The 14,278-nt window shown below is 59.9% G+C and carries 11 protein-coding genes; 6 read left to right on the top strand and 5 right to left on the bottom strand.

Translation table 11 applies throughout. The features are described 5' to 3' along the window. Positions 1-450 precede the first annotated feature (450 nt). The 5 genes from F8N21_RS19625 to F8N21_RS19605 all read left to right on the top strand — a co-directional run bounded on the left by F8N21_RS19625 (position 451) and on the right by F8N21_RS19605 (position 8,561). On the top strand, positions 451-1,878 hold the full coding sequence (locus tag F8N21_RS19625; RefSeq protein WP_150643686.1) for a di-heme oxidoredictase family protein: 1,428 nt from the start codon (positions 451-453) through the stop codon (positions 1,876-1,878). Positions 1,879-1,957: 79 nt separating this feature from the next. Then, a complete protein-coding gene (locus F8N21_RS19620; protein WP_150643685.1) occupies positions 1,958-3,022 on the top strand; it encodes an imelysin family protein in 1,065 nt (354 codons plus the stop codon). A 14-nt stretch (positions 3,023-3,036) separates the two neighbouring features. Then, positions 3,037-4,134, top strand: a complete 1,098-nt coding sequence (locus tag F8N21_RS19615) for a DUF1513 domain-containing protein (protein ID WP_150643684.1) — start codon at positions 3,037-3,039, stop codon at positions 4,132-4,134. A gap of 235 nt (positions 4,135-4,369) precedes the next feature. Next, positions 4,370-5,521: an efflux RND transporter periplasmic adaptor subunit gene (locus tag F8N21_RS19610; RefSeq protein WP_150643683.1), complete on the top strand. Its 1,152-nt coding sequence runs from the start codon at positions 4,370-4,372 to the stop codon at positions 5,519-5,521. A 13-nt stretch (positions 5,522-5,534) separates the two neighbouring features. After that, positions 5,535-8,561 (top strand): multidrug efflux RND transporter permease subunit, encoded by a 3,027-nt coding sequence (locus F8N21_RS19605; protein WP_150643682.1) that lies wholly within the window; start codon positions 5,535-5,537, stop codon positions 8,559-8,561. Positions 8,562-8,781: 220 nt separating this feature from the next. Here the strand turns inward: F8N21_RS19605 and F8N21_RS19600 are convergent, their stop codons facing one another. From F8N21_RS19600 to colR, 4 genes are all read right to left on the bottom strand, one after another. Then, positions 8,782-9,009 carry a hypothetical protein gene (locus F8N21_RS19600; RefSeq protein ID WP_150643681.1) on the bottom strand — a complete coding sequence of 76 codons (228 nt, stop codon included), beginning with the start codon at positions 9,007-9,009 and terminating at the stop codon, positions 8,782-8,784. After that, positions 9,009-9,323, bottom strand: coding sequence for a lipopolysaccharide kinase InaA family protein (locus tag F8N21_RS31015; protein ID WP_412071653.1), 315 nt, complete (start codon positions 9,321-9,323; stop codon positions 9,009-9,011). Before F8N21_RS31015 ends, F8N21_RS19600 begins: the two co-directional genes overlap by 1 nt. Positions 9,324-9,505: 182 nt before the next feature. After that, positions 9,506-10,786 carry a sensor histidine kinase gene (locus F8N21_RS19590; protein ID WP_150643679.1) on the bottom strand — a complete coding sequence of 427 codons (1,281 nt, stop codon included), beginning with the start codon at positions 10,784-10,786 and terminating at the stop codon, positions 9,506-9,508. After that, entirely contained in the window at positions 10,776-11,459 is a 684-nt protein-coding gene (gene colR, locus F8N21_RS19585) for a two-component system response regulator ColR (protein ID WP_054593790.1), read from the bottom strand. Before colR ends, F8N21_RS19590 begins: the two co-directional genes overlap by 11 nt. A gap of 219 nt (positions 11,460-11,678) precedes the next feature. Here colR and F8N21_RS19580 point away from each other — a divergent pair, with 219 nt between their 5' ends. Further along, positions 11,679-12,422, top strand: a complete 744-nt coding sequence (locus F8N21_RS19580; RefSeq protein ID WP_150643678.1) for a phosphatase PAP2 family protein — start codon at positions 11,679-11,681, stop codon at positions 12,420-12,422. Between the two features lie 174 nt (positions 12,423-12,596). Here F8N21_RS19580 and groL read toward each other — a convergent pair whose 3' ends face one another. Beyond that, positions 12,597-14,240, bottom strand: a complete 1,644-nt coding sequence (groL, locus tag F8N21_RS19575) for a chaperonin GroEL (protein ID WP_150643677.1) — start codon at positions 14,238-14,240, stop codon at positions 12,597-12,599. Positions 14,241-14,278: the final 38 nt, after the last annotated feature.

Genomic DNA, 14,278 nt, shown 5'->3' with positions numbered 1-14,278 from the left:
GTCGTAAAATCAGGCAACACGCTTTTTCAGGTAAACCGCGGGCACAGGATTTGCGACGACTGCGTCCTCGAACGCAGCCTCGCAGGCTCGGCAGCTGCTACGGATTCAGCCCTACGCCGTATTTCAAAGTTGTGTAGATACCTGTGCCCAGAGGGGCGAGGGAACTGATCTCCAATGTCTGCCGAGCTGCTGCGACCTGTGAGACCGAGTCGATTATGGATTCAGCGCAGAGGTTTCAGGTCGCAGTACCTCTACAAAACACCTCGGTCAGTCCCCTCGCCCCCCTGGGGAGAGGGTTAGGGTGAGGGGTGGATCTAACAGCCACCACAAATCCTGCTCTGCCCCCCAAATCCTTGCCCCACATCAAACGAAACGCTAATTCCTCTTATTCAAATTCACCCGCCCTGTTAGACTTTGCGCCCTTGTTTTGCTCGTCTTGCAGGATGTCTGATGCTCTCGCTGCCGCTTCGCTTGTCCACTCTGTTGCTGGCCCTGGGCCTGAGTGCCTGCGATGACGTCCCGCATTTCACCAAGGCCGAACCGGGTGAAGCCCGCTCCGCTGGCAGTGCGACGGTGAAGAAGACCGATCAGAATGCCTTCTCCCTGCCCTCGGCCAACCTGTCGCCAACCCGGCGACTGGATTTCAGTGTCGGCAACAGCTTCTTTCGCAACCCCTGGGTGATTGCCCCAGCGACCACTACCGCGCGCGACGGACTCGGCCCGCTGTTCAATACCAATGGCTGCCAGAACTGCCACATCAAGGACGGCCGCGGTCACCCGCCGGCCCCCGATGCAAGCAACTCGGTGTCGATGCTGGTCCGCCTGTCGATCCCCAACGCCCCGGCCTATGCCAAAGTCATCGAGCAGCTCGGTGTAGTTCCGGAGCCGATCTACGGTGGGCAACTGCAGGATATGTCGGTTCCCGGCGTCATGCCGGAAGGCAAAGTCCGGGTCAACTACGAGCCGGTGCCGGTTCGCTTCAAGGACGGCACTGAAGTCGAACTGCGCAAGCCGAAATTGCAAATCAGCCAGCTCGGTTACGGGCCCATGCACCCGGACACTCGCTTCTCCGCCCGGGTCGCCCCGCCGATGATTGGCCTGGGTCTGCTCGAAGCCATCTCCGATGCCGACATTCTGCGCAACGCCGACCCGCAGGATGACGACAACAACGGCATCGCCGGGCGACCGAACCAGGTCTGGGATGACGCGCAACAGAAAACCGTGCTCGGGCGCTTCGGCTGGAAAGCCGGGCAGCCCACGCTCAATCAGCAAAACGTCCACGCGTTTTCCGGTGATATGGGCCTGACCACCAGCCTGCGACACGTCGATGACTGCACCCAGACCCAGACTGGCTGCCTGCAGGCGCCCAATGGCAATGGCCCGGACGGTGAGCCGGAGGTCAGTGACAACATCCTGCGTCTGGTGCTGTTCTACAGCCGCAACCTTGCCGTCCCGGCCCGCCGCGACGTGAGTTCGCCGCAGGTGCTGGCGGGTAAAAGCCTGTTCTATCAAGCCGGCTGCCAGTCCTGCCACACCCCGAAATTCACCACCTCGGCAAATGCCGCAGAGCCTGAACTGGCCAATCAGGTGATTCGCCCTTACAGCGACCTGCTGCTGCACGACATGGGTGACGGCCTGGCAGACAATCGCACGGAATTCCAGGCCAGTGGCCGCGACTGGCGCACGCCGCCGTTGTGGGGCATCGGCCTGACGCAAACCGTCAGCGGCCATGCCCAATTTCTGCATGACGGCCGGGCCCGCAACCTGCTCGAAGCGGTGCTCTGGCACGGCGGCGAAGCCCAGGCGGCCCAGCAGCAGGTTTTGTCCTTCAATGCCGAGCAGCGCGCCGCGTTGCTGGCATTCCTGAATTCTCTATAACGCTTTCTCCAAGCTTTCAGCAAAGCTTTCAGCAAAGCTTTCCACCCAAAGCTTTCCACCAAAAAAAATGGAGCCCGACATGTTCCGCCCCAAACTGTTGTTCACCAGCCTTGCCGCGCTCGCCCTGGGTGCCTGCTCGCCTCAGGATCCCCAGGCCGTCACCTCGGCGGCCATCGCCAAGCAAGTGATCCTGCCGACCTACAGCCGCTGGGTCGATGCCGACCGCCAATTGGCGATCAGCGCACTGGCGTTCTGTGAAGGCAAGTCAGACCTGGAAACTGCGAAGGCCGATTTCCACCACGCGCAAAAAGCCTGGGCCGAATTGCAACCACTGCTGATCGGTCCATTGGCCGAGGGTAACCGGGCGTGGCAGGTACAGTTCTGGCCGGACAAGAAGAACCTGGTCGGCCGTCAGGTCGAGCAACTGGTCAGCGCTCAGCCGCAGATCGACGCCGCCGCCCTGGCCAAATCCAGCGTTGTGGTGCAAGGCCTGTCGGCCTACGAATACATCCTGTTCGACAGCAAGGTCGATATGGCCGACAGCGCGCAGAAAGCCCGCTATTGCCCCCTGTTGACGGCCATTGGCGAGCGCCAGAAGATCCTCGCCGAAGAAATCCTGTCGCGCTGGAACACCAATGACGGCATGCTCGCGCAGATGAGCAAATTCCCGAACCAGCGCTACGCCGATTCACATGAAGCCATCGCCGATCTGCTGCGAGTGCAAGTCACCGCGCTGGACACCCTGAAGAAAAAACTCGGCACCCCGATGGGCCGCCAGAGTAAGGGCATTCCACAGCCATTCCAGGCCGATGCATGGCGCAGCCAGTCTTCGCTGCTCAGCCTGGAAGCCAGCCTTTCCGCCGCCAAAACCGTGTGGGTCGGAGTCGACAACAAAGGCCTGCGTGGCCTGTTGCCTGCCGAGCAGAAGCCGTTGGCCGAGAAGATCGATGCGGCCTATGCCGCCGCGCTGAAACTGTTCGCCAGCAGCCAGCGCTCATTGACTGAAATGCTCGGCGACGATGCCGGTCGCCAGCAACTCAATGATCTTTACGACAGCCTCAACGTGGTCCATCGCCTGCACGAAGGCGAACTGGCCAAGGCGCTGGGCATCCAACTGGGCTTCAACGCCAACGACGGCGACTGATGAGGGTTAGCTCCATGCTGCGACGTCAGGCTTTGACTTTGGGCAGTTTGTTGCTGGGTGCGGTGACGCTGGGCGGCTGGACGCTGTTCCGGCAAAAGGACCAAAGCCCGTTGCTGCTCTCGGCGCGCAACGATGGCGACGGCCAACATTATGCCGTCGGTTATCGGCTGGATGGCTCCCAGGTGTTCGCCACCCGGGTCGGCCAACGCTGCCACGACATCATCAATCATCCGACGCTGCCGATCGCCCTGTTCGTCGCCCGGCGCCCCGGGACCGAGAGTTACCTGATCGACCTGCGCGACGGCACGCTGCTGCAGACAGTGGTCTCACAGCCAAACCGGCATTTCTATGGTCACGCGGTGATACACAAGAGCGGTGACTGGCTCTACGCCACCGAAAACGACACCACCGATCCGGGTCGCGGCCTGCTCGGCGTGTACCGCTTCGAAGGTGAGCGGCTGGTGCACAGCGGTGAGATTTCCACCCATGGCATCGGTCCGCATCAGGTGTCATGGATGCCTGACGGTGAAACTCTGGTAGTGGCCAACGGCGGAATCCGTACCGAGGCCGAAAGCCGGGTGGAGATGAACCTCAATGCCATGCAGCCAAGCCTGGTACTGATGCAGCGCGACGGCAGCTTGCTGAGCAAGGAAACCCTCGCCCAGTCGATGAACAGCGTGCGTCATCTGGGCATTGCCAGCGACGGCACCATTGTCGCCGGTCAGCAGTTCATGGGCGATGCCCACGAATCTTCCGAGCTGCTGGCGATCAAGCGACCCGGCCAGCCCTTTGTCGCCTTCCCGGTTGCCGAACAGCAGTTGCAGGCCATGGGGCACTACACCGCCAGCGTCGCCGTGCACAGCGAGTTGCGCCTGGTGGCACTCACCGCACCGCGGGGCAATCGCTTCTTTATCTGGGACCTGGACACTGCTCAACTGCGCCTCGATGCGCCTTTGCCTGACTGCGCCGGGGTCGGTGCCGTGGCCGATGGTTTTGTCGTCACCTCGGGTCAGGGGCGTTGCCGATTCTATGATTGTCGTCAGGCTCCGCTGGTTGCAAAACCCCTTGAGCTACCTGCAGGGCTCTGGGACAACCATCTGCATCTGATCTAAGATTTTTGGCGTCAACGAGGCCGACAAGATCGCAGCCTTCGGCAGCTCCTACGCCGACCGAGGCGCGCCTCGATACCGCGTCAGGCCCCATTCCGTAGGAGCTGCCGAAGGCTGTGATCTTTTAGGGTCCTATGCACAATCCTCAGACGAGCATATAGAATCACCTGCACGCCTGGCGTAATGTCCCTCCTGTCTCATCTTGTCTGTTTCAGCTTTTTTTCCAAGGAACCGGAATATGCTGCGCCGCCGCATGCTGATCATGTTGGGTGTTGTCCTGCTTATCGTACTGATGCTGGCCGGCTATAAAGCCTTCTCCATCTATCAGCAGGTCCAGGTGTTCTCTGCGCCACAACCGCCGGTGAGCGTGGCCGTGGCCACTGCCACTGAACGCCCGTGGCAAGGCCGTCTGCCCACTGTCGGCACACTCAAGGCGCTGCAAGGGGTCGATCTGAGCCTGGAGACTGCCGGGACGGTCAAGGAAGTGCAGTTCCAGTCGGGGCAGAAGGTCAAGACCGGCCAGCCGCTCCTGCAACTCGACAGCGCGGTGGAAAGCGCCCTGCTGGAAACCGCCCAGGCCGACCTTGGCCTCTCGCAACTCGACTACGGCCGCGGCAGTCAGCTGGTGGGCAGCCAGGCCATTTCCAAAGGCGAATTCGACCGGCTCACGGCACTGCTGCACAAGAACAAAGCCACAGTCAACCAGCTCAAGGCCATACTGGCCAAGAAACACATCGTCGCGCCCTTCAGCGGCACCATCGGCATCCGCCAGGTGGATGTTGGCGACTACCTTGCCAGCGGCACGGTGATCGCCACCTTGCAGGACCTGAGCAGCCTCTACGTCGACTTCTTCGTGCCGGAGCAGGCGGTACCGAAAATCACCCTGGGGCAGCCGGTTCAAGTCGCTGTATCGGCCTATCCGACGCAGAACTTTCCCGGGACCATCAGCGCGATCAACCCGAAAGTCGAAGAGAGCACCCGCAACGTGCTGGTGCGCGCGACCCTGGCCAACCCGGACGGCAAGTTGCTGCCCGGCATGTTCGCCAGCCTGCAAGTCCTGCTGCCGGATCCTCAGCCGCAGATCGTGGTACCGGAAAGCGCGATCACCTACACCCTCTATGGCAACTCGCTATTTGTGGTGGCGCAGAAAAAAGCCGCCGATGGCAGCGTCGAGAAGGACGCCAACGGGCAACCGGTACTGATCGCCGAGCGACGTTTTATCGAGACTGGCGAGCGGCGCGACGGGCTGGTGCTGATCACCAAAGGCTTGAAGAACGGCGAACAGGTGGTCAGCGCCGGTCAGATCAAACTGACCAACGACGCCCCCATTGCCATCAGCGCCGACAAGAATTTGCCAGTCGAGCAGAACAGCCAGCCACGCGCCGACTGAGCAAGGAATCCCCATGGCTTTCACCGATCCGTTCATCCGCCGCCCAGTGCTCGCCAGCGTGATCAGCCTGTTGATCGTGCTGCTGGGCTTCCAGGCCTGGAGCAAGCTGCCGCTGCGCCAGTATCCGCAGATGGAAAACGCCCTGATCACCGTGACCACCGCCTACCCCGGGGCCAATGCCGAAACCATCCAGGGTTACATCACCCAACCGATGCAGCAGAGCCTGGCGAGTGCCGAAGGCATCGACTACATGACCTCGGTCAGCCGGCAGAACTTCTCGGTGATTTCGATCTATGCGCGGATCGGCGCCAACAGTGACCGGCTGTTCACCGAACTGCTGGCCAAGGCCAACGAGGTCAAGAACCAGCTGCCTCAGGATGCCGAAGACCCGGTGTTGAGCAAGGAAGCGGCGGACGCCTCGGCGCTGATGTACATCAGTTTCTTCAGCAACGACCTGAGCAACCCGCAGATCACCGACTACCTGTCACGGGTGATCCAGCCGAAACTGGCGACCTTGCCGGGCATGGCCGAAGCGCAGATTCTCGGCAACCAGGTGTTCGCCATGCGCCTGTGGCTGGACCCGGTCAAGCTCGCCGGCTACGGCCTCAGCGCCAGTGATGTGACCGATGCGGTACGTCGTTTCAACTTCCTCTCCGCCGCCGGCGAGGTGAAAGGCGAGTACGTGGTCACCAGCATCAACGCCAACACCGAGCTCAAGTCCGCCGAGGCCTTCGCCGCGATCCCGCTGAAAACCGAGGGCGACAGTCGGGTGCTGCTCAGCGATGTGGCGCGAGTGGAAATGGGCGCCGAGAACTACGACACCGTCAGCTCTTTTGGGGGCACGCCGTCGGTGTATATCGGCATCAAGGCCACCCCTGCCGCCAACCCGCTGGACGTGATCAAGGAAGTGCGCAAGATCATGCCGGAGCTGGAAGCCCAGTTGCCACCGAACTTGAAAGGGGAGATCGCCTACGACGCGACGCTGTTCATTCAGGCATCGATCAATGAGGTGGTGAAAACCCTGTTTGAAGCGGTGCTGATCGTGATTGTCGTGGTGTTCCTGTTCCTCGGCGCGCTGCGCTCGGTGCTGATCCCGGTGATCACCATCCCGCTGTCGATGATCGGCGTGATGTTTTTCATGCAACTGATGGGTTACTCGATCAACCTGCTGACCCTGCTGGCGATGGTGCTCGCCATCGGGCTGGTGGTGGACGACGCGATCGTGGTGGTGGAGAACATCCACCGACACATCGAAGAAGGCAAGACCCCCCTCGATGCCGCCCTCGAGGGTGCTCGGGAAATTGCCATGCCGGTGGTCTCGATGACCATCACCCTGGCTGCGGTCTACGCACCCATCGGTTTTCTCGAAGGCCTGACCGGGGCCCTGTTCAAGGAGTTTGCGCTGACCCTGGCCGGCGCGGTAGTGATCTCCGGGATCGTCGCCCTGACCCTGTCGCCAATGATGTGCGCCCTGCTCTTGCGTCACGATGAAAACCCGACCGGCCTGGCCCACCGCCTCGATCTGATTTTCGAGGGCTTGAAGCGCCGCTATCAGAGCCTGCTGCATGGCACCCTCAACACCCGGCCGGTGGTGCTGGTGTTCGCCGTGATCGTCCTGTGCCTGATCCCGGTACTGTTGAAATTCACCAAGTCGGAACTGGCACCTGACGAAGATCAGGGCATCGTCTTCATTATGGCCAACTCACCACAGCCGACCAACCTCGACTACCTCAACACCTACACCGACGAATTCATCACCCTCTTCAAGGAGTTCCCCGAGTACTACTCATCGTTCCAGATCAACGGCTTCAACGGCGTGCAATCGGGGATCGGCGGTTTCCTGCTCAAGCCGTGGAGCGAGCGCAGCCGGACCCAGATGGAAATTCTTCCCGAAGTTCAAGCCAAGTTGGGCGCCATCACCGGGCTGCAGATCTTCGGCTTCAACCTGCCATCCTTGCCGGGTACCGGTGAGGGCATGCCGTTCTCGTTCATCATCAACACCCCGAACGACTACGAGTCGCTGCTGCAAATCGCCGATCGAGTGAAAAAACGCGCCCTGGAATCAGGCAAGTTCGCCTTTCTCGACATCGACCTGGCCTTTGACAAGCCTGAGGTAGTGGTCGATATCGACCGCGCCAAAGCCGCGCAGATGGGGGTTTCGATGCAGGACCTGGGGGGCACTCTGGCGACATTGCTCGGGGAGGCGGAAATCAACCGTTTCACCATCGAAGGCCGCAGCTACAAGGTGATCGCCCAGGTAGAACGAGCCTATCGCGACAATCCAGACTGGCTGAACAACTACTATGTGAAAAACACTGCGGGCGAAGCACTGCCACTGTCCACCCTGATCAGCGTTTCCGAGCGCGCTCGACCGCGGCAGTTGAATCAATTCCAGCAGCTCAACTCGGCGACAATCTCGGGTGTGCCGCTCGTCAGCATGGGTGAGGCGATCGAGACCGTGCGCCAGCTCGGCCAAGAGGAAGCCGGACCGGGCTATGCCTTCGATTATGGCGGCGCTTCGAGGCAATTCGTCCAGGAAGGCAGCGCGTTGTGGGTGACCTTTGGCCTGGCCCTGGCCATTATCTTCCTGGTGCTGGCGGCGCAATTCGAAAGCTTCCGCGACCCGCTGGTGATCCTGGTGACCGTCCCGCTGTCGATCTGTGGTGCGCTGATCCCGCTGTTCCTGGGCTGGTCGAGCATGAATATCTATACCCAGGTCGGACTGGTGACCTTGATCGGGCTGATCAGCAAGCACGGCATTCTGATCGTCGAGTTTGCCAACCAGCTGCGCAAGGACAAGGGGCTGACAGCTCGGGAAGCCGTGGAAGAAGCCGCGGCGATTCGCTTGCGCCCGGTGTTGATGACCACCGCGGCGATGGTGTTCGGCATGGTGCCGTTGATCATCGCCACTGGCGCGGGCGCGGTCAGCCGGTTCGATATCGGTACGGTGATCGCCACCGGGATGTCGATCGGCACGCTATTCACCTTGTTTGTATTGCCTTGCGTTTACACGCTGCTGGCCAAGCCGGATAAACGTTGAGGCCTGAATCAAGATCAAAAGATCGCAGCCTTCGGCAGCTCCTACGGGTGGCGCGTTTATTCAGAAAACACGCGTTATCATTAACGTCCATCGTTAAATCAAGATCAAAAGATCGCAGCCTTCGGCAGCTCCTACAGTGGGATCCGGGTACGCTCGCAAAAAGTCATGCATACTAAAAAGGCCTCGCAATGCGAGGCCTTTTATTTGGGCTTCATTTTTTTCAACTCTGTGGCCTCATTCCCTGAGAAAGACCGAACATGAACAGCAGAAAATCCTGGTCGGGTTTTGTTACCACGGATGCCTTGGCCGCCCGTGGCAAGGGGCAATGCGCGTCGCTGTGCATTGCGCTGAGGACTTGTGTGCGGGGCTGTTCCCAAGCAGCCACCGCCCAAGAAGTAACTGCCAAGGCTCCAATCAAGAACAAACCTCGAGCAATTTCTAGTTTCATTACTCTAAACCCTTGATAGCGCTGCCAAACGCCGTGCTATAAAAGTAGCTGAGTTTCTGCCAGTCCATCGGGCCCGACGACGAATGGCGACGCAATTTTTTCATGTCGTGGAGAGCGGCAAGGGTGCTGCTCAGGCGCCGTCGGGATTTCTCCAGATCCAGCAAGACAACCTCGACCCGGGCCGTCTCACCTCCCCCTTTCACTCCCACGAAAACAGGCTTGGCGTACATGCCGTCCTGGTGCTTGAGCAAAGACTCGCGGGCGTGCTGTTCGGTGTATTTGTCGGAAAATTCAAGTTTGATCGGGGTCGCCATCATCAGGGTCTCCTGTAACTGATGGCTCACCTTAGGCCTCGGCATGTCGCCGTCAGGTCATCTGGTTGTGAAAACTTCGTCCCGTCAATTTTGATGTATTAAACAACCAGCAGTGGCTCGAGGCCGCTGCTGGTTATGGCAGGGGTCATTGCCGGCCAGGAGGAACCGGGCCCGGGAAGGTGTCAGGTCTTCAACGGATGGAGCTGAACATGGAATCGACAACCATTGGGTTGCATGGTGCTGAGGCTGACGCACCAGCCCTGGTTTTCACAGATCCGCTGCACCAGTGACAAGCCAAGGCCCAGCCCCTCGCCCCGCTTCTCGTTGCCACGCACGAACGGCTCGAACATCGCTTCGCGTTTTTCTTCTGGAATTCCCACCCCGCTGTCCTCGACCACAAAGCCGCTCGGCTCCAGCGTCAGGCGAATGAAACCACGTTCTGTGTAATGCAATGCGTTACGCAACAGATTGCTCATGACTGCATGCAGGAATGTCGCGTTGTAGCGGGTATCGAGCGGGTTGCCCCGCTCATGGATCAGCTCGAGCCCCTTGGCTTCGATGGGTTCGCGCCACAGCGCTATCAGGTCTTCGGACACCTGGCTCAAGGTCAGCTGCGGCGAGATGCTGGCATCTTCATGTTGAGCGCGGGCCAACATCAGAAAGGTCTGCACCAGCTCGCGCATTTCTTCACAGGCACGGGCAATCCGTTCGACCTGGGCCCGCCCACGTGGGTCGATGCCGGGGTTTTCCAGAAGCAGTTCGCAAGAGCTGGCCACCACCATCAAGGGCGTACGCAGTTCGTGACTGACGTCACTGGTAAACAACTGTTCACGGTTCAATGCCTGGCGTAACCGCCCCAGGGTGGCGTCGAAGGCTACCGCCAGCTCACCCACCTCATCCGCGGCGTAATCCGGCGCCAAAGGCGGTGCCAGGCCGAGCAACTGATCGCGATGCCGGACCTGGCGGGCCAGCCGTACCACCGGTGCCATGACCTTGCGTGCCAGAACCCAACCGAGGAACACCGCCAGCGCCAGGCTCAGCACAAAGCCCACCAGCACCACGGCGAACAGTACCCGTTCACGCTCTTCGAAATCGCTCTGGTCCTGCAACAACACATAACGTCGACCATCGACTATCTCGACCATGGCGTGATACGACAGCTGGTCGCGAAACACCTCGTGAAATCCCGTATCCAGATGGCGTAGATCCTTGGGCACGTCAAAGTCGCCGGGGCCACCGCTGAAGTAGAACAGTTGGTCCGGCTCCGGGCGGTGACTCCAGTCGGCGACGCTGTCCATCAGCAACAGACGCTGCAGATCCCCGCCCAGCCCCGCGGAAATCAGCTTCTCTTCCACCAGATGCACGGTCGCCACAATGCCCATGGCGAATGCCCCGGCAACCAATGCGCTCATCAACGCAAAGGCGATGATGATCCGTTGGGCAAGGCTCTGTCTAAACTCCATCACGACCTTCGGCCAAGCGATAGCCGACGCCATGCACGGTCTGCAGCAACGGTTTGGCGAAGGGCTTGTCGATCACCTGCCGCAACTGGTGAACATGGCTGCGCAGGCTGTCGCTGTCCGGGCAGTCATCGCCCCACAGGGCCTCCTCGAGTATCTCGCGACGCAGCACGTGCGGGCTCTTCTGCATCAGCACCGCCAGCAGCTTGAGGCCCACCGGATTGAGCTTGAGCAGACGCCCTTCGCGGGTCACTTCAAGGGTGTCGAGGTCATAGCTCAGATCGCCGACTTGCAGCGCGCGGCGACCGCCACCCTGAGTACGACGCATGACCGCCTCGATCCGCGCGGCCAGCTCGGACAGGGCAAAAGGCTTGACCAGATAATCATCGGCACCGGACTTGAAGCCCTGCAGACGGTCATCCAGTTGATCGCGGGCGGTGAGCATAATCACCGGGGTGTCGCGCCGGGCATCCTCGCGCAGTCGTTTGCACAGGGTGTAACCGTCGATGCCGGGCAGCATGATATCGAGCACGATCAAGTCATAATGCTCGGTCGCCGCCAGGTGCAAGCCTGACAGTCCGTCCTGCGCGCAATCCACGGTATAGCCTTTAAGCCCCAGGTAATCGGCCAGATTGGCGAGAATATCGCGGTTGTCTTCAACCAATAGAATTCGCATGGGCACTCCTCCGTACACAGTAACAGCCGTCTTGGCTCGCGCAGCTTAAGGCCAAGTGTGGCTCACGGCTAGGGGCGTCTCCAGCGCCAGGGGCTGGCGGTAAGTCATTGAAAGGGCTTAACGAGTTTTTCACTGTCGATTCACAACCTGACGACAGGGCCCGGTCCAGACTCCGCGCGCAGCCGCTTGCCGAGCACGTTTATCCAAGAAGGATTTTCCATGGCCTCATCTGTTGTCCGTCCAGCCTCGCGCCCGCTCGATTTCCGGGTATGTCTGGGTGTACCCGCCATTGCGGGGATCATCTTGCTCTTGCTGGAATTGACATCTTTGGACATGGACCTTGCGAAGCTGTTTTATAACCCAGTCACAGGCGGTTTCATCGGCAAACACAGTTACTTACTGGAAGACATCCTGCATGACCGGGCCAAGCAGGTGGTCATCGGTTTCTCGGTGTTGGCGATATTCGGATTCATCGGCAGTTTTTTCCTGCCGCGACTCAAACCGCTCGAACGTGAGCTGGGCTGCCTGGTGCTATCGCTGGTCCTGGCGACGTCTTTCATCACCCCGCTCAAGGCCGTGACGGCCGTGCAATGCCCCTGGAGTCTGAAGGAGTTCGGTGGCAAGGAAACCTACAGCGAGTTGCTCAGCCCACGCCCGCAGACCGACAAACCGGGTCGTTGCTGGCCCGGAGGCCATGCGGCTACGGGGTTTACGTTGTTTGCGCTGTTCTTTGTATTGCGTGACCGTCGTCCGCGAATGGCGCGCAACGCGCTTATTTTCGCATTCAGCCTGGGCACGGTGTTTTCCATTGGCCGAATGATGCAGGGCGCGCACTTCTTTTCCCACAACGTCTGGACAGCGATTTTCTGTTGGTTGATATGCCTGGGCTCGTATTACTACGTCCTGTATCGGCCGGCGGCGAAGGCTGAGCGAGTGGCTCGAGCGGAGCCTGTCGGCGCCTGATCGATTCAAGATCAAAAGATCGCAGCCTGCGGCAGCTCCTACGCCAATCGCGTACACCGTCCTTGTAGGAGCTGCCGCAGGCTGCGATCTTTTCGGGGCCGCACAAATCCCGGACATAAAAAAACCCCGCCGGCTTAATGCCGACGGGGTTTTTCAGTACAGGGTAAGGCTGGCTTACATCATGCCGCCCATGCCACCCATACCGCCCATGTCTGGCATGCCGCCGCCAGCTGGTTTGTCGTCTGGAGCATCAGCGATCATGGCTTCGGTGGTCAACATCAGGCCACCAATGGACGCCGCGGCCTGCAGAGCAGAGCGAGTCACTTTGGTAGGATCCAGGATACCCATTTCGATCATGTCGCCGTATTCGCCGCTGGCTGCGTTGTAACCGAAGTTACCCGAACCTTGCTTGACCTTGTCGACCACTACGCTTGGCTCGTCGCCGGAGTTGGCAACGATCTGACGCAGTGGCGATTCGATAGCGCGACGCAGTACAGCAATACCGACGTTCTGATCAGCGTTGTCGCCTTTCAGTTCGCTGATGGCTTGCAGAGCGCGAATCAGCGCTACGCCACCGCCAGGTACCACGCCTTCTTCAACGGCTGCACGGGTAGCGTGCAGGGCGTCTTCAACGCGGGCTTTCTTCTCTTTCATTTCAACTTCGGAACCAGCGCCAACCTTGATCACTGCAACGCCGCCGGACAGCTTGGCCAGACGCTCTTGCAGTTTTTCACGGTCGTAGTCGGACGAAGTATCAGCCACTTGCTGACGGATCTGCAGAACGCGAGCCTGGATATCAGCCTCAACGCCAGCGCCGTCGATGACGGTGGTGTTTTCCTTGGTCACGGCTACGCGCTTGGCATTACCCAGGTGTTCCAGGGTAGCGCTTTCCAGGCTCAGACCGATCTCTTCGGAGATAACGGTACCGCCGGTCAGGACAGCGATGTCCTGCAGCATGGCCTTGCGACGGTCACCAAAGCCTGGAGCCTTGACGGCAACCACTTTGACGATACCGCGCATGTTGTTCACAACCAGAGTCGCCAGGGCTTCGCCTTCAACGTCTTCGCTCACGATCAGCAGTGGACGACCTGCTTTGGCAACGGCTTCCAGTACTGGCAGCAGTTCACGGATGTTCGAGATTTTCTTGTCGACCAGCAGGATCAGCGGACCGTCTAGCTCGGCAGTCATGGTCTCTGGCTTGTTGACGAAGTACGGGGACAGGTAGCCACGGTCGAACTGCATGCCTTCAACAACCGACAGTTCGTTTTCCAGGCCCGAGCCTTCTTCAACGGTGATCACGCCTTCTTTACCGACTTTTTCCATGGCTTCGGCAATGATGTCGCCGATGGAGTTGTCGGAGTTGGCAGAGATGGTGCCGACCTGAGCGATGGCCTTGGTGTCAGCGCAAGGCTTGGACAGGGCTTTCAACTCTTTGACGATCGCGATGGTCGCTTTGTCGATACCGCGCTTCAGGTCCATCGGGTTCATGCCGGCAGCGACGGCTTTCAGGCCTTCGTTGACGATCGATTGAGCCAGAACGGTAGCGGTGGTGGTGCCGTCGCCTGCGTCATCGTTGGCACGGGAGGCAACGTCTTTGACCAGCTGCGCGCCCATGTTTTCGAAGCGATCTTTCAGCTCGATTTCTTTGGCAACGGACACGCCGTCCTTGGTGATGGTCGGAGCGCCGAAGCTCTTCTCGATGATCACGTTACGGCCTTTAGGGCCCAGGGTCGCTTTTACTGCGTCTGCCAGGACGTTGACACCGGCGAGCATTTTCTTGCGGGCGGAGTCGCCGAATTTAACTTCTTTAGCAGCCATGATCGATATTCCTTAAATACTTTGTAGTAGCGGGAAAT

It is taken from the genome of Pseudomonas fluorescens (assembly GCF_902497895.1).
In the GTDB taxonomy this organism is placed as follows: domain Bacteria; phylum Pseudomonadota; class Gammaproteobacteria; order Pseudomonadales; family Pseudomonadaceae; genus Aquipseudomonas; species Aquipseudomonas fluorescens_BP.
This window is presented reverse-complemented; position numbering and strand designations above follow the sequence as displayed.